This is a genomic window from uncultured Sulfitobacter sp. (assembly GCF_947500075.1).
Classification (GTDB): Bacteria; Pseudomonadota; Alphaproteobacteria; order Rhodobacterales; family Rhodobacteraceae; genus Sulfitobacter.
Genome location: NZ_CANMQS010000001.1, coordinates 405,920 through 423,027, shown reverse-complemented (window position 1 = coordinate 423,027; position 17,108 = coordinate 405,920). Strand labels below are relative to the sequence as shown.

Here is a 17,108-nt window from a genome sequence, read left to right as displayed (position 1 = left end):
CGGCTTGCACTGCCTATGGCTTGCGGTCGTGGCGGAATGGTAGACGCGCAGCGTTGAGGTCGCTGTGGGGTAACACCCGTGAGAGTTCGAGTCTCTCCGACCGCACCAATCCTCTCCGGATCGCGTTCTGGATATTCATTGATCTGCTTCGATCCGTTTGGCCAAAGATCACATGGGCATTCAACCTGTCCTTTGTCCATCACTCTGGCAGCACATTATCGCGCAGCACGCCAAAGAGTTCGTTGGGATTCCACCACGTGAGTGGATATGCTTGCCTTGGGGCCAGGTTGTGTTCGTTTCAATGCGAAGATCGGTGGACACTGCTGAACCCGCGGTGGGGTTTTGATCTGGGAGACACAAACGATGGAATATCGGTATCTGGGGCGCAGCGGGCTCAAGGTCTCTGCCCTTACAATGGGCACATTCACCTTCGGCGGGCGCGGGGACTTTGGGCGCGTTGGTGCGCAGGATATTGAAGAAGCGGGGCGGCTGGTCGATGTCTGTCTGGACCGCGGCGTCAACCTGATCGACACGGCCAACATGTACTCAACCGGATTGTCAGAAGAGGTCGTCGGCGCGGTGATGAAAGACCGTGATCCGGACACGTTGATCTGCTCCAAGGCCCGCATGCGGATCGGGGAAGGGCCCAATGATGAAGGGATGAGTCGCTGGCATCTGATCCGTGAATGTGAGCGGTCTCTGAAACGGCTTGGACGCGATCACATCGACATTTACCTGATGCACGAATGGGACGGCCAGACGCCGATGGATGAGGTGATGTCCGCGCTCGACCGTTTGGTGCGGGACGGAAAGGTGCGCTACACGGGCTGTTCAAACTGGTCTGGCTGGCAGGTGATGAAGGGGCTCATGGCCAGTGGGGCAGGCGGGTTGGAACGGTTCACCGCCCAGCAGATCCACTACACGCTTGAAGCCCGCGAGGCGGAGTATGAACTGCTGCCGCTGTCGGTGGACCAGGGCCTTGGCGTGATGATCTGGTCGCCGCTGGTGGCCGGGTTGCTGACGGGCAAGCACTCCCATGAGGCGTTTGCCGAAGGGTCACGACAGGCGAAAGGCTGGACCGAGCCGCCGATCCGCGATTGGGGTCGGTTGTGGGATATCGTCGACGTTCTGCGCGACGTCGCGGGCGACCGCCCTGTTGCGCAGGTGGCGCTGGCATGGCTGTTGCAACGCCCGGCTGTGGCAACGCTGGTTGTCGGTGGCCGTACAGAGGCGCAGTTTGCGGAAACGCTGGGGGCTGCCGATCTGACACTCACACCGGAAGAGATTGCAAAGCTGGATACCGTTTCACGACCACCCTTGATTTATCCCTACTGGCACCAGAACCAATTCGCAAAGCCGCGTTTCAACGAAGCTGATTGGGCGCTGCATGCGGGCCAGTCGGTTGATGGTCTGGAAGGCTACGACACCTAGCGGTCGGTCAGCGCCTCTACGATCTTGGTCATGGCGAGCATGCCGGGGTCCTCCATGCCGACAGATTTCTCTGCAAAAATGCGGGCCCGCCCGATGGTGGCGGGTTTGTCGCGCAAGGCGTCCTGTGCGTCCTGCGTTGCCTTCACCGCAGCCCTGGCGGGATCATCCGCCCCCTCCAGCGCGCGGGCCATGGCGTTGAGCGAATCCAGGACTGTCTTGCCCCCCAAGGTGGCCTTTCCCCGTTCCATCATCTTGGTACAGGCGGCGTCCAGCAGGCTGGACAGATCCGCCGCTGCCAAGGCATCGCGGCCCTTTGCCTCCTTGGCTGCCGCCATCAGTCCGGTTGCCATCAATGTGCCGTAGGACGAGGAAGACGCCTTTGTGAAGGCCTTTGCGCAGGCCATCAGAGCCATGCCGATGTCATCCGGAAAGTCGTCCGAGGCCGCCACCACCGCACGTGCGCCGCTGCGCATGGTGATCCCCAGATCACCGTCCCCCAACGCCCCGTCAGCAGCATTCAGGGTGTCGGCCTCCGCCTCCATCGCATTCTGCAACCGCAGGGCAGCAGCCTTGAGATCCGCAACCGTGATCGTCATCGCACGCTCCAGAAAGCGCATTCGCACGGCGCCTTGAGATAGCCTTCCAATTCGTCGTCCAGTTTGCACAGAGTGAAAGAGACACCTGTCATTTCCATCGATGTTGCGTAGCGCCCGACCAGTGGCATCACGACTTCCGCCCCTGCCGCGTGAAGACGTTTCTGGACTATCCGGTAGAGGATATAGAGTTCCTCATGCGGTGTGGCACCCAGCGAGTTGACGAGCACGGAGACACGGTCGCCTTTGCCGATCTCGATATCCGCCAGCAGGCGGTCCATCATTTCATCGGCAATGACGTCAGCGGGGCGCAATTTGTCACGCCAGACACCGGGTTCCCCATGGATGCCCATGCCCATTTCCATCTCGTCCTCGCCAATCTCGAACGTGGGTTTGCCTGCCTGCGGCACGGTGCAGGACGACAGGGCGGCCCCGACAGAGCGGCAGGCGTCGGCGGTTTTCTGGGCCACGCGGGTGACCCCTGCAAGATCAAGACCTGCTTCAGCCGCCGCCCCTGCGATCTTGAAGGCGTAGACCATCCCGGCGACGCCGCGCCGCTTCTCGGCCTCCTCAGGCGGGGCAGAGGCGACATCGTCGGCCAGCAGGACGGTGGCGCTGTCGATGTCGTCCATTTCGACCAGATCGCCGGCCATGTCGAAGTTCATCACGTCGCCGCCGTAGTTGCCGTAGAGCCGAAGCACCCCGGCCCCCTGATCCGCCGCGCGCATCGCATCTGCCATCTGATCCGCAGAGGGAGAGGCAAAGACCTGCCCGATGGCGCAGGCGTCCAGCAATCCGGTGCCGACATATCCTGTGAAGACGGGCAGGTGGCCCGATCCGCCACCGGAGACGATCCCGACCTTGCCCGCTTTGCCCGGCGCGGCGCGCGCGACAACGCGGCCCTCCTCTCCGGCCAGCCGGTAGATGTCGGGATGTGCCGCGACCAGACCTTCAAGCGTTTCATCGACATAGTTCTCGGGATCATTGAGGATCTTTTTCATGTTTTTCTCCGGAAAGTGACGAGATTGATAAGCATCACGGCGATCAGCAGGATCCCCCAGATCATCTCGCGCGCGAAATTGGTGACCTGAAGTAGGTTCAGGCCGGACGACAGGAACTGCATCGACAGCACAGCCAGAACAACGCCGATGATACGGCCGTATCCGCCATAGGGATTGACGCCCCCCAGCACCGCGATCAGCACGGCCAGCAGCAGGTAGCTGCTGCCGTAGTCGGCCTTGGCGGAATTCGCGCGCGACATGACGATAAGGCCTGCCACGGCAGATAATGTGCCGCACAGCGCGTAGACCTTGAGCAGGACCCGGTCGGTGTCCATCGCCGCATATCGCGCGGCGAGGGGGTTTGAGCCGAACATCCGGGTCTTCAAACCGAAGGCGGTGTATTTCAGTGCCCAGCCAACAACCGCGGCAAGCACCGCGAAAATCACCAGCGGTACGGGAATGCCAAGCAAGGTTCCATTGCCCACCCAGGCGACGGCGGGTGGCATGCCCATGACGGCACTGCCGCCGGTCATGGCGATGGCTAGTCCGGTATAGATCAGCCCGCTGCCCAGCGTCGCCAGGATCGGGGGGAGCCCGAAGGTTGCCACCAGCACGCCATTGAACAGGCCTGCTGCCAGCCCGACGGCCAGGGACAGTGCGATGGCCGCCAGAAACAATCCGGTGCCCGTGCCTTCACCGGCAAAGCTGCTCATGAACAGGGCCGCAACCACCGCTGACAGGTTGGCCGCTCCAACCACCGAAAGGTCGATGCCGCCGGTCAGCATGGCAACGGAAACCGCAAGGGCGAGGATTGCGAACTCGGGGAACTGGAACGCCATTGAGGTCAGATTGGCGGGGGACAGAAACCGGTCCGGGGACAGGACCGCCATGGTGACGAAGACGACAATGGTGATGATGGCCAGACGACCTTCGGTGGTGTGCAGGATACGGTTGATCATGTCTGGCGCGCCTCCGCACGTTTGGCCTGCCAGGCGGGAAGCCCGGTCCCCAACAGGATCAGGGCACCGATGGCCACCGATTGCCACGTCGATGGAATGCCGATCACAATCAGCGAATTGCGCACCAGCACGATCAGCGCAACGCCCAGCAGCGTGCCGGTCAGGGTGCCGACCCCGCCGGTCAGGCGCGCGCCGCCCAGAACAACGGCTGCAATCACGCTGAGTTCCAACCCGACAAGGTCAAACGGGTTGGAGATGCGCGCCATGGAGGCGTGGATGATGCCCGCCAGTCCCGCCAGCGCACCGACAAAGACGTAGATGAAGAACTGCGTGCGGCGCACGTCAATCCCGATGCGGCGCGCGCTTTCCGGGGCGCCGCCAATGGCATAGATCGCGCGCCCCAGCATGGTGCGGTTCAGGATGAACCAGGTGGCGACCACGATGATCACCAGCGCCATGAAGGCCCATGGCAGCGAATAGAACGACCCATCCGAATTGGTCCCGCGCACCATCATCCAGCGGCTGAAATCACGCATGCCTGATGGCAGGTTCGAGATTTGCAGCGTGCCGATGAACGTCAACAGAAAGCCGCGGAACACCGAGAGTGTCCCTAGAGTAACGATCAACGTGGGCAGGCCGCAAAACGCGATCAGAAAGCCATTGATCGCGCCCAGAACCGCGCCGATTAGCGTGGCAATGGTAAAGGCAAGCGGCCAGGGCATGTCAGGGGCGACATCGCGCAGCAACACCGTCGTTGCATACATCGCAAAGGCGGCAACAGCGGTGAAACTGACGTCAATGCCGCCCGATACCAGCACAACCATGGCGCCCACCGCAAAGATCCCCAACACGATGGAATTGCGCATCAAATCGGTCAGGGTAGGGATCGAGAGAAAGTTCGGATCGCTCAGCGTGGCCAAAACACAAAACGCGACGATGACGGCAAAAACCAGCACCTCATTGCGTGTCCAGTCGAATGATTTCATGCCCACCGCCCTGTTTGCTCGTTTGTCTTGCCGGTCATGACGCAAGCCTGTGGCTCAAGTCCGCTTCGGTCACGCCCGCACCGCCGGTCACTTCTTCGGTCACCCGCCCGCCTTTCATCACAAGGATGCGGTGGCAGGTCGCAAGCAGCTCCGGCAGATCATCGGAAATCACGATCACCCCCAGCCCGCCTTCGGCCAGATCGGCCATGATGCCGTGGATCTCTGCTTTGGACCCCACATCAACACCCACGCTGGGTCCGTTCAGGATCAGAACGCGCGGTTGGCGCGCCATCCATCTGGCCAGCACCACACGCTGCTGGTTGCCGCCTGACAGGGACCGCACCGGGGCGGTTGGATCGGGGGCCTTGACCGACAGGCGCTTGAGCCAGTCGGCCGCTTCTTCCCAGAGGTTGGCAAGGTTCAGCACACCTGAGTGTGCGTGAGTGTCAAACCGGCCGACGGCGATGTTGTGGGCGATGCTCTGCTCCAGAAACAACCCTTCTGTCAGGCGGTCTTCGGGCACGTATCCAATGCCTGCGGCAGCTGCCGCAATCGGATCGCCCAGCGGGATGTCAGTGCCATCCAGGGTCACGCGCCCCTGATCCGGTTGCACCAACCCGAACAAGGCCTTGGCCAGTGATGTGCGGCCCGATCCCAAGAGGCCCGCAACGCCCAGCACTTCACCTGCGCGCAACGTGAGGGAGACATCTTCGAATGCGCCGCTCCGGGCGAGGCTTTGGACGTCGAGCAGCACAGGGGAAGCAGGGTCCAGCGGGGCAGGCGGCTCTGACGCGACATCGCGGCCTGTCATGGCGCGGGTCAGCGACGCGCTGTCAAAGTCGGTTGCGGGCCCTTCGGCCACCTTTTCGCCGTTGCGCAGGACCACAACGGTCTCGCAGACCTCCAGAACCTCAGCCAGCTTGTGAGAGACGAAGAGCACCGCCACGCCGTCGGCTTTGAGGGTCCGTATCAGATCCAGCAGGCGGGCGACTTCACGCTCGGTCAGGGCGGTTGTTGGTTCATCCATGATAATGAGGCGCGCGTCGGCGGCCAGCGCCCGGCAGATTGCAACAAGCTGTTTATGGGCGACGGGCAGGCGTTCGACCCGCATGTCGAGATCGAGCTTCACGCCGACGCGGTCCAGAACTTCCTCGGCACGGGCCCGCGCGCGGGCGGCACGCACCATCAGCGTTCCAGTCGCGCGTTCGGCGGTCATGGCGATGTTTTCAGCCACGGTCAGGTTGGGAAAAAGGCTGAAGTCCTGAAAGATCACCTGCACACCGGCAGCCGTCGCAGCGGTGGGTGTCAGGCGCGTCTGGGGCACACCGTCGAACAGCACACGCCCTTCGGTTGTCTGTTCAACGCCCACCAGCACTTTGATCAGGGTGGATTTGCCTGATCCGTTTTCACCGGCAAGACAAACGGCTTCGCCTGCACGGATGGTGAGATCAACGTTATCGAGCGCTGTGATCGCGGCGTAGCGTTTTGTGACTGCCTCCAGCGTGACAAGCGGGGCAGCATTGGGGTCAGTCGGCATGGGTTGTCCTTGTTCTGGCGGCGCCCCGACGGGTCGGGACGCTGCCGATTTGAGGGTCAGGACGCGCGGTTTAGAAGTCGTACTCGCCCATGTTGGAAGCATCCACGTCCACAAAGGCGCGGCCCGTGATGACCTTGCCTTCGAGCGTCACGGCCTCGTAACCTTCAAGACCCAGATCCATGCCATCGGTGACTTCCTCACCGTTCATCACCATCATGGCGACCTGGTTCATGGCGATGCCTGCGATCTTTGGATCCCAGAAACCGATACCGTCCACGGCACCTGTTTCCATGTACTGACCGGCAATGGAGGGCAGCGAGGTGCCAAAGACGCAGGTGGCGTCTTCGAGACCACGCTCCTCAATCGCCAGACCGATGCCTGCCACGTCCGTAGATGCGGACCCTTGCATGCCCTTGATGTTCGGGTAGGCGCGCAGCACTTCCTGTGCCTTTGCGTAGGCCTGCTGCTGGTCATCGGCTGTTTCGTTCTTGTCACCCACCAACGTCATGTTGGGATAGGCTTCTTTCTGGCGGGCGATGGCGCCGTCTACCCACTGATTGTGGGTTTGGCTCCCAAGTGAGCCAACAAACACCGCGTATTCGCCTTCCTCACCCATGCAGGCCGCCATGCGATCCATCAGGTTTGCGCCGAAGTCTTCGTTCTTGAAGGCCTCGATATCATAGAGCGTGTTCTGCTGGCTGGCGGCTTCGTGTGTGATCACGGTGATGCCTGCTTCCATCGCACGGCCCAGAACGGGCTCGATTGCTTCGGGGGACATCGGAACAACCAGCAAGGCATCCACACCTTGCGCAATCATGTCTTCGATCAGGGCGACCTGCTGCTGCGGATCAGCCTGAGCGGGACCCACGAGATAGGCGTTGTTGCCGGTTTCGGCAGCCCATTCGTCCACGCCTTCGCGCATCCGGTTGAACCAGGCGATGCCGTCGATCTTCACGACAGTGGCCAATTGTTTGGAGTGGCCGTCAGCGAGCACTGGGTGAACCAGCATCGTGCTTGCCAGGGCAGCTGCGGCAAATGTGATCTTCTTCATAATTTCCTCCCAAATTGTGTCCCGGCATCAGCCGGTGTCACGTGTTTCCACGGTAAATGGCGGAGCCGCTTTATCAAGCGGTTTCCGCATGGTCATGCCGGGACGCGATCAGCGCCGCAGCAAGGTCGGGCCGAACCAGATGGGGCAAATGCCCCGCGTTCGGTATCAGGTGAATGCGCGCCTCAGCGGGCAAGTGCGCCACGTCGCGCCAGTCGAGAATACGGTCAGCCGTGCCAAACATGACAGTGACCGGGCAGGGTGCGGCTGCGATATCGGCAGTGGCATCTATCCGCTGCATGCCATCTTCCGCGATTGCATTTGCAAGCGTAATGCGCGCGGCCAAGCCCTTGGTATGCCTGGGCAATTGCTGTGCCACGGCAGCATCCGACATCGGGCCGCCGTCCAGCAGCGACAAGGCGGATTTCAGGCGTTCGACAGTGTCCGCGTTGCCCATCGCCGTCAGAAATTCCGCTGACATTCTGTCACCCAGACCGGCAGGCGCAAACAGTGTCAGGGAACGCGCATTCACACCCGTGCGGCCAGCCAGGCGCGCTGCAAAGGCAGCACCCAGCGAATGCCCAACAAGGTGCAGCGGGCCGGAGGGCAGCCGGTTTGCCAGTTGAGCCACACCCTCCTCGAAACTCTGCGCGGTCTGTGGGTCATCGCCGTGGCCGGGAAGGTCGAGCGCCACACAGCTCAGCCCTTTCTTTGCCAATCGCTGGGGCAGGCCCCGCCATCCGGCTTTGTCATCGAATAGCCCGTGTAGCAGAACAACGGTGCCGCCACTGTTGTGCACATCATCGGCTGTGATCCGGCCACGTCTGCCTGTGCCGGTCACGCCGGACAGGGTGATGCCCTGTTTGCGTGCTGCGGCGCGGGCCGCGGGGGAGGCGGCAATGCGGTCCTCACCTGCGCGTAACTCCGGCTTTGCCGGTTGTCGCGTCTGGGGTGCATTCGGTGGGACTGTCGGTACAACGGACGGCTCTTCAGGCTCGGGCTCAGCCGCTGCGCCCGCCTGTTCCACTTTGGCAATCGCCGCATCCAGTGCGACCGTGTCACCGGGCGATACCAGTTGTTCAATCAAGGTTCCATCCGCCAAGGCGGGGACTTCGACAACGGTCTTGTCCGTCTCCACCTCAAGCAGCACATCGCCGCGGGCGTAGGTGTCACCGGGGGCAACCATCCACTCGGTAACCTTTGCCTCCTCCATGGTTTCACCCAGGCGCGGCAGATTGAGCGTTACGCGGCCCATGACGGCGCCTCCCGCGTGACCAGCCAGCGCGCGACGTCTTCGATCAGCCTTGCCTCCGGGATCGAGGCGCGTTCCAAATCAGGGGAAACCGGTATCGGGATGTCTTCGCCGCCAAGGCGCAGGGGGGGCTCTTCGAGGAAGTCAAAACACTGCTCTGTTACCCGTGCCGCGATTTCAGAGGCGACCGACCCGGTTGTAACGGCTTCGGTCACAATCATGCAGCGCCCGGTGTGGCGGACCGATTCCATCAACAGGCTGTCGTCCAGCGGGTTGAGGCAGCGCAGGTCAATGACCTCCACCTCGACCTCGGGTGCCATGGCGGCGGCAGCCGTCAGCGTCTCGTGCAACATGCGGCTGTAGGTGGCGATGGTCAGGTCCTGCCCTGCGCGGCGGCGTACGGGCTGACCCCAAGGCGCATCGGGTGCGGCACCAATCTCACCCTTCATGGTGTAGAGCCCCTTGTGTTCGATGAACACAACCGGGTCCGGTTGGCGCATCGCATCGCGCAGAAGGTGATAGGCATCGCTCACCGTGCCGGGCATCGCAAGCCGCAGACCGGGCGTGTGCATGATCCACGCCTCCAGGGATTGTGAGTGCTGGGCGGCTGCCGACCGCCCTGTGCCGCCTTGGGTGCGCAGGACCATCGGCACACCGATCTGGCCCCCGAACATGTAGCGCGATTTTGCGGCCTGATTGGCCAGCTGATCCATCACCATGCCTGCGAAATCGACGTACATGATTTCCGCGACAGGACGCAGACCCGTCATCGCCGCCCCGATGGCGGCCCCGACGATGCCGGGTTCCGAGATTGGGGTATCGATGACCCGGTGCGCGCCAAAGGTGTCGAGCAGCCCCTTCGTCACCCCGTAAGCCCCACCGTAAAGGCCCACTTCCTCTCCCATCAGGATGACAGCCTCGTCTTCGGACATGGCATCGTTGAGGGCTTGGCGCAGGGCATCGCGATAGGTGACTTCGGTCATGCGAAATCCTCAAGCACGCGGGAAATCCGTGTTCGCTGCGGCTCCGGGGCAGGGGTGGCCGGATCATAGACGTCCTGAAACATCGTGTCTGGCGCAGGGGGTGTGGCAGCAATCGCAGCTTCCATCGCGGTGTCCATCTCTGTGGTGACCTCCGCGTCGATGGCGTCCAGCGCGGCTGCGTCGTCCAGCGCGGTACGTGCCGTGACGAGCGGATCGCGCCGGCGGCCTTCCTCCTCCTCCTCCGGGGTGCGGTAGGGGCTCTTGTCCATGCGGGCATGGCCGTGAAAGCGGTAGGCGTCGATTTCCAGAAAACCCGGTTGCTTGTCCCGTGCGCCTTCGACAATGGTGCGGGCTGTATCGTGCACGACCTCCACATCCGCGCCATCCGCGCGTGCCGCCTGAAGGCCAAAGGCCTCTGCGCGGGCCGGAAAGTCCTGCCTGCCGGCGGAGCGGTCCACGCGGGTGCCCATGCCGTATTGGTTGTTGATGCAGCAGAACACCACCGGCAGCTTCCAAAGTGCGGCCATGTTCATCGCTTCATAGAGGATCCCCTGACCCATGGCGCCGTCGCCGAAGAACGCGACGGAAATCGCATCAGAGCCGGTGTTGCGCGCGGTGATCCCGGCACCAATGATATGCGGGATGCCGCCACCGACGATGGCGTTTGCCCCCAGATGGCCAAGGCTACGGTCCGCGATGTGCATTGAGCCGCCTTTTCCCCGGCAATACCCCGCTTCGCGTCCGCCGATTTCCGCCAGCATGCGCATCGGGTCTGCGCCGCGGGCCAGAAAAATGCCGTGGCCGCGGTGATGGGTGGTGAAGGTATCGCCTTCGGCCATGTGATCGGTCAGACCCACAACCGCCTCTTCGCCGATGGAGAGATGCAGCATGGAGCCCGCCGACTGGCCTTTCAGGAACAGCTCGCCCACGCGTTCCTCAAACGTGCGGATGCGCCGCATGGTGCGGTAGCGGTTCAGCGGCGCGTCATTGACAAGGGTCATTCGCGGATCTGCTTGAGGGCGCCAAAGGCGGCTTGGTAGCGTTCAAAGATCGGCGCATAGGCCGCGTGGGACTGCATGTCGGGTTCAATCACGCGGGCCGTGCGCACCATCGCCGCGCAGGCGCTGTCGATATCTTCGTAAGCGCCGGCCCCGACCGAGGCGAGGATCGCGGCACCAAGACAGGGCGCTTCGGGCTGTTCGGTTACTTCCAGCGGCAGGCCCAGCGTGTCTGCATGGATTTGCAGCCAGAACGGTGCGTTCACCGCCCCGCCGGCCACGACAATGCGCTTGGCTTCAAAAGCTGTCCCAAAGGCATCCACGATCGCACGGGTGCCCAGGCAGACTCCTTCGATCAGGGCGCGATATACATGGGCGGGCGTGTGTTTCAGCGTCAGCCCGGTGATGGCACCACGTGCCAGTGCATCGGTATGCGGGGTGCGGTTGCCCTGAAAATGGTCGACGGCCAGCAGCCCTTCTGCACCCGGCGGCAGTGCTTCAGCCAGGGCGTTGAGGTCATCATAGGTCGCATCGGGGGCAAAGTTGCGCTTGAACCAGGCGATCACCGATCCGGTGGAGGTCTGCCCCCCTTCGATGATGTCCCGACCGGGGTAGACGCAATCGGCATAGGTGCCCCAAACACCGTTCGTGTGGGTCTCGCGCATGGCGACGCCCAGTTGCAGATGCGACGATCCGGTGATGAGCGCCAGATCACCCGGTTGGGTAACCCCAAGGCCGATCATCCCGATAAAAGCGTCCGCGCCTCCCTGCACGACCTGACAGGCCTCTGTCAGCCCCAGATGGGCTGCGGCCTCTTTGGTCAGGGGGCCGATAACTTCACCGGGTGCCGCGAAATCCTTGGGCCATTTGTCGCGCAGGTCTGCAAGCCCCACGCGCGCCAGCAATGCGTCAGGCCAGCCGCCATGCCGGGTCTGGTAATGCCACCGCATCGTCATGTTGTTCAGCGATGCAGTCCAGCGTCCGGTCAGGCGCAGGGTCATAAAGTCCTGATACTCGCCCACCATCGCCGTCTTTGACCAAATGTCGGGCTGGTTGCGCTTGATCCACAGGGCTTTGGGCAGCATCCATTCGGGGCTTAACGGGCCTGCGCCACCGCCGTTGATCCGGAGCGCAGGGTCACCGCTGGCGAGGATGTCCGCCGCCTCCCGGTGGGCGCGGACGTCCATCCACAGCAGGCAGGGGCGCACCGGCGCTCCATTGCTGTCAAGCGCCACGACGGTGCAGCTGGTGGTATCACAGGCCAGCGCGCCAATGGCGTCCGGCGTCAAACCCGCGGCGGCAATCGCGCCTTTGACGGCCACGCCAGCGGCGGTCCACCAGTCTTCCGGGTTTTGTTCTGCATGGCTGGGGGCGGGGAATTGCGTGTCATAGGGCGCGGCGTGGTCTCCGACCGACCGACCGTCGAGGGTGAATACCCGCGCCCGGATGCTTTCAGTACCGCCGTCTATGCCCAGGACATATTCCGTCATGCGTCCCCCCAAAGCGCGTGCTGCATCTGCACAATTGTGCAGTACACCAACATATGTGTATGATGTGGTGCAGATGACGTCAAGTAAAGGGACCGCGCCGATGACCGACGAAACGCGCATCCGTGCGGCATGGCTCTATCACGTCGGTGAACTAAGCCAGGACGAGGTTGGACAGCGGCTTGGACTGTCGCGTTTCAAGGTTCTGCGTCTTCTGTCGGATGCCCGCGCCGCCGGAGAGGTCGTGATCTCGCTCGATCATCGCAGCACCGGTACGCTGGGCCTTGCGGAAACGCTGCGGAAGGCCTTTGATCTCAAGGATGTGCTGGTTGCGCCTGACACTGGCAACAGTGATGCAGCCACCGCGCGGCGCGCTGTTGGTATCGTCGCGGCAAGTTGGTTGGCGCGTGTTGCAGCGGGTGGTCCGATGACAGTGGGGGTTGGCTGGGGCCGAACATTGTCAGCGATGGCAGATGCGCTGGTTGGCTTGAACAACCCCAAACTCAGAATTGTTTCCCTGATGGGGGCGATGGTGCGCACAGGTCCGGAAGGGCCGATTGATGTCTGTGCCCGGATTGCAGCCGTCGCGGGGGGGCAGGCCCTGTTCCTGCCCGCGCCCTTTCTGGCCGATACGCCGGAAGATGCGGCGTTGATCATGCAGCAGCGACTGGTGCGCGAAGCACTGGATGCAGCGCGCGCCGCGCGGCACATGATCATCTCTGTGGGGGAGGGGGGGCAGGAGGCATTGCTGACGTCCTCCGGGGTGATTGACGCCGCGGACATCGCAACACTTGAGGCGGCAGAAGTCGTGGCAGACACGACAGGCAAGTTCTTTCAGGAAGATGGTACGCTGGCGCAGGTTGATCTGAACACACGTACACCTGCAATCGGGCTGGAAGATCTCAATCGCGCTGAAGTTACACTCTTGGTTGCGGGACCAGCCAAGGCCCGCGCTGCGCGCGCCGTGCTACGCTCGGGGATCGTGAACCGGGTCGTGACGGACGAGGCCACGGCAATGATATTGATGGAGGGCAAAGGATGAAGGGGTTTGGTGTTCACACCAGCATGTGGACAATGACGTGGGACCGCGATGGGTCGGAACGGGCCATCAAGGCGGCGACCGAGCATGGCTTCGATTTCATCGAAATTGCGCTGTTGTCGCCGGACAAGGTGGATCCGAAAGCTTCGCGCATCTTGCTGGAACAGGCGGCGCTTCCCGCTGTTGGCTCGCTCGGCCTGCCGGAGCCTGTTTGGCCGTCGCGGCATGGCCCGGACGACGCCGTCGCGTTTTTGCAAAACGCGCTGGATGTCGCCAGTGCCATGGGTCTGACCGCGCTCACCGGGGTGACCTATGGTGGCATCGGTGAAACCACGGGCCTGCCGCCCACCGCGCAGGAGCTGGATAACGTGGCAAGAACACTGGAGCGCGCGGCGTCACATGCGGCCAGGCTTGGCATGCGCTTCGGGATCGAGCCGGTGAACCGCTATGAGACCCATCTCATCAACACAGCCCAACAGGGCGTGGAGATGATTGAGCGGATCGGGGCCGATAACATGTTCCTGCACCTTGATACCTATCACATGAACATCGAGGAACGTGGCATCGCCATGGGGGTGTTGGACGCAGGTCCGCATCTTGATTACATTCACCTGTCTGAATCCGACCGTGGTACGCCGGGGGCGGGGAACGTCAGGTGGGACGAAGTCTATGGCGCGCTGGCTGCCATCGATTTTACCGGCGGGCTGGCCATGGAAAGCTTCATTGATATGCCCCCTGAAATCGCCCATGGCCTTGCCGTGTGGCGGCCGGTCGCTGAAAGTCGCGATGTGGTTTTGGAAAGGGGTCTGCCGTTCCTGCGCAACAAGGCGCTGCAATATCGGTTGATTTGAGGGCTCAAGAACCCGAGTGTCAGCGGCTTGACACCGGATGTGCCACGAGCAGGTGGAGCCGTGATGGACAAAGAGCAGAGCAAGGGGCCTGAACCAAAATCCACGCTCCTCGTCGGTGGTGGGATCGTCGGGCTTGCGTCCGCATATGCCCTGGCGCGCGACGGGGGGCAGGTCACCGTCATTGATCAAGGCCCGATTGAGCGGCGTGCTTCTTCTGCGACAGCAGGTATCATCGGGGGGTCCAGCGTCATTCCCTGGGCCAGTTCCCGCCTGTGGCCCCGTGTTCCGGGGCATTTGCTGAACCGGGATGGGCCATTGCGGGTGTCGTATCCGTGGCCACGCAACCTTGCCGGATATGTCGCGCGGAGCGTGCTGTCAGGACGCAGCATACCAAGGCAGAAGAGTTCTGCGGGGCTGGCAAATCTGGGATTGCGCGGGTGGGACGCGTGGCAAAGCCTGTTGGAGGGCTTGCCGGAAGCCCGTCAGATGTTTGAGCAAAACGGGTGTCTGTTTTTCTACGCCACCCCTGAACAGCGGCGGGCCGATGCGGCGGGGAATGCGCTGCGCCGCAGCTTTGGCATGGATTTGTCAGAGCTCGATGCGGGTGAGATGAAAGCAATTCTGCCGCCGCTTGCCTGTGATGTCGCAGGTGGTGTGCGGGTCAATGCGGCAGGGCATGTGCTTGACCCGATAGGGTTGCAGCAATGTTTGCGCGCCGCTGTGGAGGCGCTGGGCGGCAGATTTATCGCGCAGTCGGTTGCCGGTTTTGAAACCGTGGGCCAGCGCGTCACATCCATAACCACCGATGACGGCGCGTCCCATGCGGCGGATGCCATCGTTCTATGTGCCGGTGCGGGATCAAGAGCATTGGCCGCGCAGTTAGGGCACAAGGTGCAGATGATCCCTGCCTGGGGCGCGTCCGTTACCTTCACAAACCCCTCGGTTCAGGTGACAGCGCCACTTCTGTTGCAGAGCGACGGCATTGCAGTCACGCCGTCAAAGTCGGGGTTGCGGGTCTCCGGCTTGCTTCAACTGGGTGGGGGCGGCAAGGCCGATGCGATGATTGCCACGCTCACCCGAAAGGTGCAGCACCTGTTTGGGGTGTTCTCCTACACTGACATGCTGAGCTTCACCGGGGCACGCCCGCTGACGGCGGATTCGCTGCCCTGCCTTGGACCCGATCCGCATTTTCAAAACGTCTTTCACAATTTCGGGCACGGGCATTGGGGGCTGACGCAGGCCTCAACTTCGGCCCTGGTGATCAGCGACCTTGTCCGGGACCGTACCCCGCGCATTGATATCAGCTCCTATGGCCCAGATCGCTTCTAGGCTGCAAATTCGCGGATCACCTGGCCTGCATTGATCGGCATGCGCACCCCGTCCCGCATCGCCATCTTGCCGTTGACCAGCACATGACAAATGCCGGAGGCATAGCCCCGCGGGTTCTTGGCTGTTGCATTGCTGGCGATGTTGACCCGGTCAAAGACACAGACGTCTGCGTGGCAGCCGACTTTCAAAGCGCCGCGTCCATTCAGGCCCAGCCGCGCTGCGGGGACCGAGGTGAGCTTGGCCAGCCCTTCGGAGAGGGACAGGATGCCCCTGTCCCGTACGTAGTATTGCAGGAATCTGGCCGCCCACCCATAGCCGGTGAGGGAGCCGAGATGATCTTTCAACACACCTTCGTTCGCCGTTGCAACGGTGTCCGAGATGACGGCGCATTCGGGCTGGTTCAGACACAGGTCCACGTCCTCATCGCGGAAGGAGCGTGATGTCCACATGCAGGACATCATGTCCTGTCCTTCTTCCAGCAAAATATCGAGCACGGCGTCATAGGGATGGCAATTGCGCATGCGCCCGATCTCGGCAAAATCGGTACCAACGATATCCTTGTTGTGTGTGGCGTTCAGCAAGACGATGTCAGACCATTTCTCTGCCTTCACAATCAACCACATCGGTTGTGGGTTTGCCTTGATCTTCTCGCGCATTTCCGGATTGTCGAGCCGTTCCAGCACATCGTCGATGCTGCCCGCCTGCGCCCATTTCGGCAGGATTGCTGCCATGAGCGTGTGGTTCCAGTCGTGCGGGATCACGTCAAAAGCGATGTCGGTGTCATGGCGGCGCGCCAGTTCGATCATCTCCAGCGTATGCTCCATGGCGTAGTCGGGCGCGCCGAATTTCGGCTGGATATGGCTGATCTGAAGTTTCGCGCCGGATTGGCGGGCGGTCGCAATCGCTTCGGCAAAGCCAAGGTCGTAATGCGTATCGCGGTTGCGGACGTGGGTCGCGTAGAGGCGTTTGTATTTCGCCGCCACTTCGCACAGGGGCACCAGATGCTCTGGCGCGGCAAGGATACCCGGAAAATACTCCAGCCCGGATGAAAACCCGCCCGCGCCTTCATCCATGCACTTGTCAACAAGGCGCGCCATTTCCTTGACATCATCTGCCTCACCGGGGTGCAACTCTCCGCCCAGAACAGCGCGGTGAATGGTGCCATGGCCAACGAAAGCCATCACGTTGACGCCCAGTTCAGTTGTATCCAGAACATCAAGGTAGTCCCCGAACCCCAGCCAGGTGTCGTGCTTTGCTGCGGCTGTGTACCAGGGCGCGACACGGCGAATGTCGTCGCTGGAATTGACCGGTGCACAGCTTGCACCGCATTGGCCGATGACCTCGGTCGTGACCCCCTGATGCACCTGGCTTTCGGCGCGTCCGTCTGCGATCAGCGTGAAATCCGAATGGGTGTGCATGTCAATGAATCCCGGTGAGACGACAAGCCCCGCCACATCGATGACTTCCGCCGCGTCTCCGTGTTTGATTGTCCCGCTTGGCTCAACTGCCGCGATCAGCCCGTCTTTGATGGCGACATCCCCGACGAAGCTGTCCGCTCCGGTGCCATCAAAGATTTCGCCATTCTTGAGAACCAGATCATACATCTTGCATCCT

15 protein-coding genes and 1 tRNA gene are annotated in these 17,108 nt (G+C 62.2%); 5 read left to right on the top strand and 11 right to left on the bottom strand.

All coding sequences use genetic code 11. The features are described from left to right. The first annotated feature begins 22 nt into the window (after positions 1–22). Positions 23–108: transfer RNA gene (locus tag Q1A91_RS02040), tRNA-Leu, on the top strand. A 255-nt stretch (positions 109–363) separates the two neighbouring features. Next, the gene (locus tag Q1A91_RS02035; protein ID WP_299872114.1) at positions 364–1,431 is read left to right on the top strand and encodes an aldo/keto reductase; all 1,068 of its coding nucleotides are present in this window, start codon (positions 364–366) and stop codon (positions 1,429–1,431) included. On the opposite strand, the gene Q1A91_RS02030 is transcribed toward Q1A91_RS02035, so the two are convergent. From Q1A91_RS02030 to Q1A91_RS01985, 10 genes are all read right to left on the bottom strand, one after another. Next, a complete protein-coding gene (locus Q1A91_RS02030; protein ID WP_299872111.1) occupies positions 1,428–2,048 on the bottom strand; it encodes a dihydroxyacetone kinase subunit L in 621 nt (206 codons plus the stop codon). The genes Q1A91_RS02035 and Q1A91_RS02030 overlap by 4 nt on opposite strands. Continuing rightward, the gene (locus Q1A91_RS02025) at positions 2,024–3,025 is read right to left on the bottom strand and encodes a dihydroxyacetone kinase subunit DhaK (RefSeq protein WP_299872108.1); all 1,002 of its coding nucleotides are present in this window, start codon (positions 3,023–3,025) and stop codon (positions 2,024–2,026) included. Before Q1A91_RS02025 ends, Q1A91_RS02030 begins: the two co-directional genes overlap by 25 nt. After that, positions 3,022–3,984, bottom strand: coding sequence for an ABC transporter permease (locus Q1A91_RS02020; RefSeq protein ID WP_299872105.1), 963 nt, complete (start codon positions 3,982–3,984; stop codon positions 3,022–3,024). Before Q1A91_RS02020 ends, Q1A91_RS02025 begins: the two co-directional genes overlap by 4 nt. Further along, positions 3,981–4,970 (bottom strand): ABC transporter permease, encoded by a 990-nt coding sequence (locus Q1A91_RS02015; protein WP_299872102.1) that lies wholly within the window; start codon positions 4,968–4,970, stop codon positions 3,981–3,983. The genes Q1A91_RS02020 and Q1A91_RS02015 overlap by 4 nt, the downstream gene beginning before the upstream one ends. Before the next feature lie 34 nt (positions 4,971–5,004). Beyond that, positions 5,005–6,507, bottom strand: coding sequence for a sugar ABC transporter ATP-binding protein (locus Q1A91_RS02010; RefSeq protein ID WP_299872099.1), 1,503 nt, complete (start codon positions 6,505–6,507; stop codon positions 5,005–5,007). 70 nt (positions 6,508–6,577) lie between these two features. Further along, a complete protein-coding gene (locus Q1A91_RS02005; protein ID WP_299872095.1) occupies positions 6,578–7,558 on the bottom strand; it encodes an autoinducer 2 ABC transporter substrate-binding protein in 981 nt (326 codons plus the stop codon). A gap of 73 nt (positions 7,559–7,631) precedes the next feature. Continuing rightward, complete coding sequence (locus Q1A91_RS02000; RefSeq protein WP_299872093.1) at positions 7,632–8,810, bottom strand: alpha/beta fold hydrolase; 1,179 nt, start codon at positions 8,808–8,810, stop codon at positions 7,632–7,634. Beyond that, on the bottom strand, positions 8,798–9,790 hold the full coding sequence (locus tag Q1A91_RS01995; protein WP_299872091.1) for an alpha-ketoacid dehydrogenase subunit beta: 993 nt from the start codon (positions 9,788–9,790) through the stop codon (positions 8,798–8,800). The genes Q1A91_RS02000 and Q1A91_RS01995 overlap by 13 nt, the downstream gene beginning before the upstream one ends. Next, positions 9,787–10,791: a thiamine pyrophosphate-dependent dehydrogenase E1 component subunit alpha gene (locus Q1A91_RS01990; RefSeq protein WP_299872089.1), complete on the bottom strand. Its 1,005-nt coding sequence runs from the start codon at positions 10,789–10,791 to the stop codon at positions 9,787–9,789. Before Q1A91_RS01990 ends, Q1A91_RS01995 begins: the two co-directional genes overlap by 4 nt. Beyond that, the gene (locus Q1A91_RS01985; RefSeq protein WP_299872086.1) at positions 10,788–12,278 is read right to left on the bottom strand and encodes a ribulokinase; all 1,491 of its coding nucleotides are present in this window, start codon (positions 12,276–12,278) and stop codon (positions 10,788–10,790) included. Before Q1A91_RS01985 ends, Q1A91_RS01990 begins: the two co-directional genes overlap by 4 nt. Positions 12,279–12,378: 100 nt before the next feature. Between Q1A91_RS01985 and Q1A91_RS01980 the strand changes: the two genes are divergently transcribed. From Q1A91_RS01980 to Q1A91_RS01970, 3 genes are all read left to right on the top strand, one after another. Then, positions 12,379–13,317, top strand: coding sequence for a sugar-binding transcriptional regulator (locus tag Q1A91_RS01980; RefSeq protein ID WP_299872083.1), 939 nt, complete (start codon positions 12,379–12,381; stop codon positions 13,315–13,317). Next, positions 13,314–14,165: a sugar phosphate isomerase/epimerase gene (locus Q1A91_RS01975; protein WP_299872080.1), complete on the top strand. Its 852-nt coding sequence runs from the start codon at positions 13,314–13,316 to the stop codon at positions 14,163–14,165. The genes Q1A91_RS01980 and Q1A91_RS01975 overlap by 4 nt, the downstream gene beginning before the upstream one ends. Positions 14,166–14,228: 63 nt before the next feature. Further along, complete coding sequence (locus Q1A91_RS01970) at positions 14,229–15,494, top strand: FAD-binding oxidoreductase (RefSeq protein WP_299872077.1); 1,266 nt, start codon at positions 14,229–14,231, stop codon at positions 15,492–15,494. Here the strand turns inward: Q1A91_RS01970 and Q1A91_RS01965 are convergent. Next, the gene (locus Q1A91_RS01965) at positions 15,491–17,098 is read right to left on the bottom strand and encodes an amidohydrolase family protein (protein ID WP_299872074.1); all 1,608 of its coding nucleotides are present in this window, start codon (positions 17,096–17,098) and stop codon (positions 15,491–15,493) included. The genes Q1A91_RS01970 and Q1A91_RS01965 overlap by 4 nt on opposite strands. Positions 17,099–17,108: the final 10 nt, after the last annotated feature.

Bases quoted from the DNA above. Each gene is read 5' to 3' on its own strand.
- Q1A91_RS01980 (WP_299872083.1), top strand. From the start codon at position 12,379: ATGACCGACGAAACGCGCATCCGTGCGGCATGGCTCTATCACGTCGGT.
- Q1A91_RS02000 (WP_299872093.1), bottom strand. From the start codon at position 8,810: ATGGGCCGCGTAACGCTCAATCTGCCGCGCCTGGGTGAAACCATGGAG.
- Q1A91_RS02035 (WP_299872114.1), top strand. From the start codon at position 364: ATGGAATATCGGTATCTGGGGCGCAGCGGGCTCAAGGTCTCTGCCCTT.
- Q1A91_RS01985 (WP_299872086.1), bottom strand. From the start codon at position 12,278: ATGACGGAATATGTCCTGGGCATAGACGGCGGTACTGAAAGCATCCGG.
- Q1A91_RS02030 (WP_299872111.1), bottom strand. From the start codon at position 2,048: ATGCGCTTTCTGGAGCGTGCGATGACGATCACGGTTGCGGATCTCAAG.
- Q1A91_RS01975 (WP_299872080.1), top strand. From the start codon at position 13,314: ATGAAGGGGTTTGGTGTTCACACCAGCATGTGGACAATGACGTGGGAC.
- Q1A91_RS02020 (WP_299872105.1), bottom strand. From the start codon at position 3,984: ATGATCAACCGTATCCTGCACACCACCGAAGGTCGTCTGGCCATCATC.
- Q1A91_RS02010 (WP_299872099.1), bottom strand. From the start codon at position 6,507: ATGCCGACTGACCCCAATGCTGCCCCGCTTGTCACGCTGGAGGCAGTC.
- Q1A91_RS01990 (WP_299872089.1), bottom strand. From the start codon at position 10,791: ATGACCCTTGTCAATGACGCGCCGCTGAACCGCTACCGCACCATGCGG.
- Q1A91_RS02025 (WP_299872108.1), bottom strand. From the start codon at position 3,025: ATGAAAAAGATCCTCAATGATCCCGAGAACTATGTCGATGAAACGCTT.
- Q1A91_RS01995 (WP_299872091.1), bottom strand. From the start codon at position 9,790: ATGACCGAAGTCACCTATCGCGATGCCCTGCGCCAAGCCCTCAACGAT.
- Q1A91_RS02005 (WP_299872095.1), bottom strand. From the start codon at position 7,558: ATGAAGAAGATCACATTTGCCGCAGCTGCCCTGGCAAGCACGATGCTG.
- Q1A91_RS01970 (WP_299872077.1), top strand. From the start codon at position 14,229: ATGGACAAAGAGCAGAGCAAGGGGCCTGAACCAAAATCCACGCTCCTC.
- Q1A91_RS01965 (WP_299872074.1), bottom strand. From the start codon at position 17,098: ATGTATGATCTGGTTCTCAAGAATGGCGAAATCTTTGATGGCACCGGA.
- Q1A91_RS02015 (WP_299872102.1), bottom strand. From the start codon at position 4,970: ATGAAATCATTCGACTGGACACGCAATGAGGTGCTGGTTTTTGCCGTC.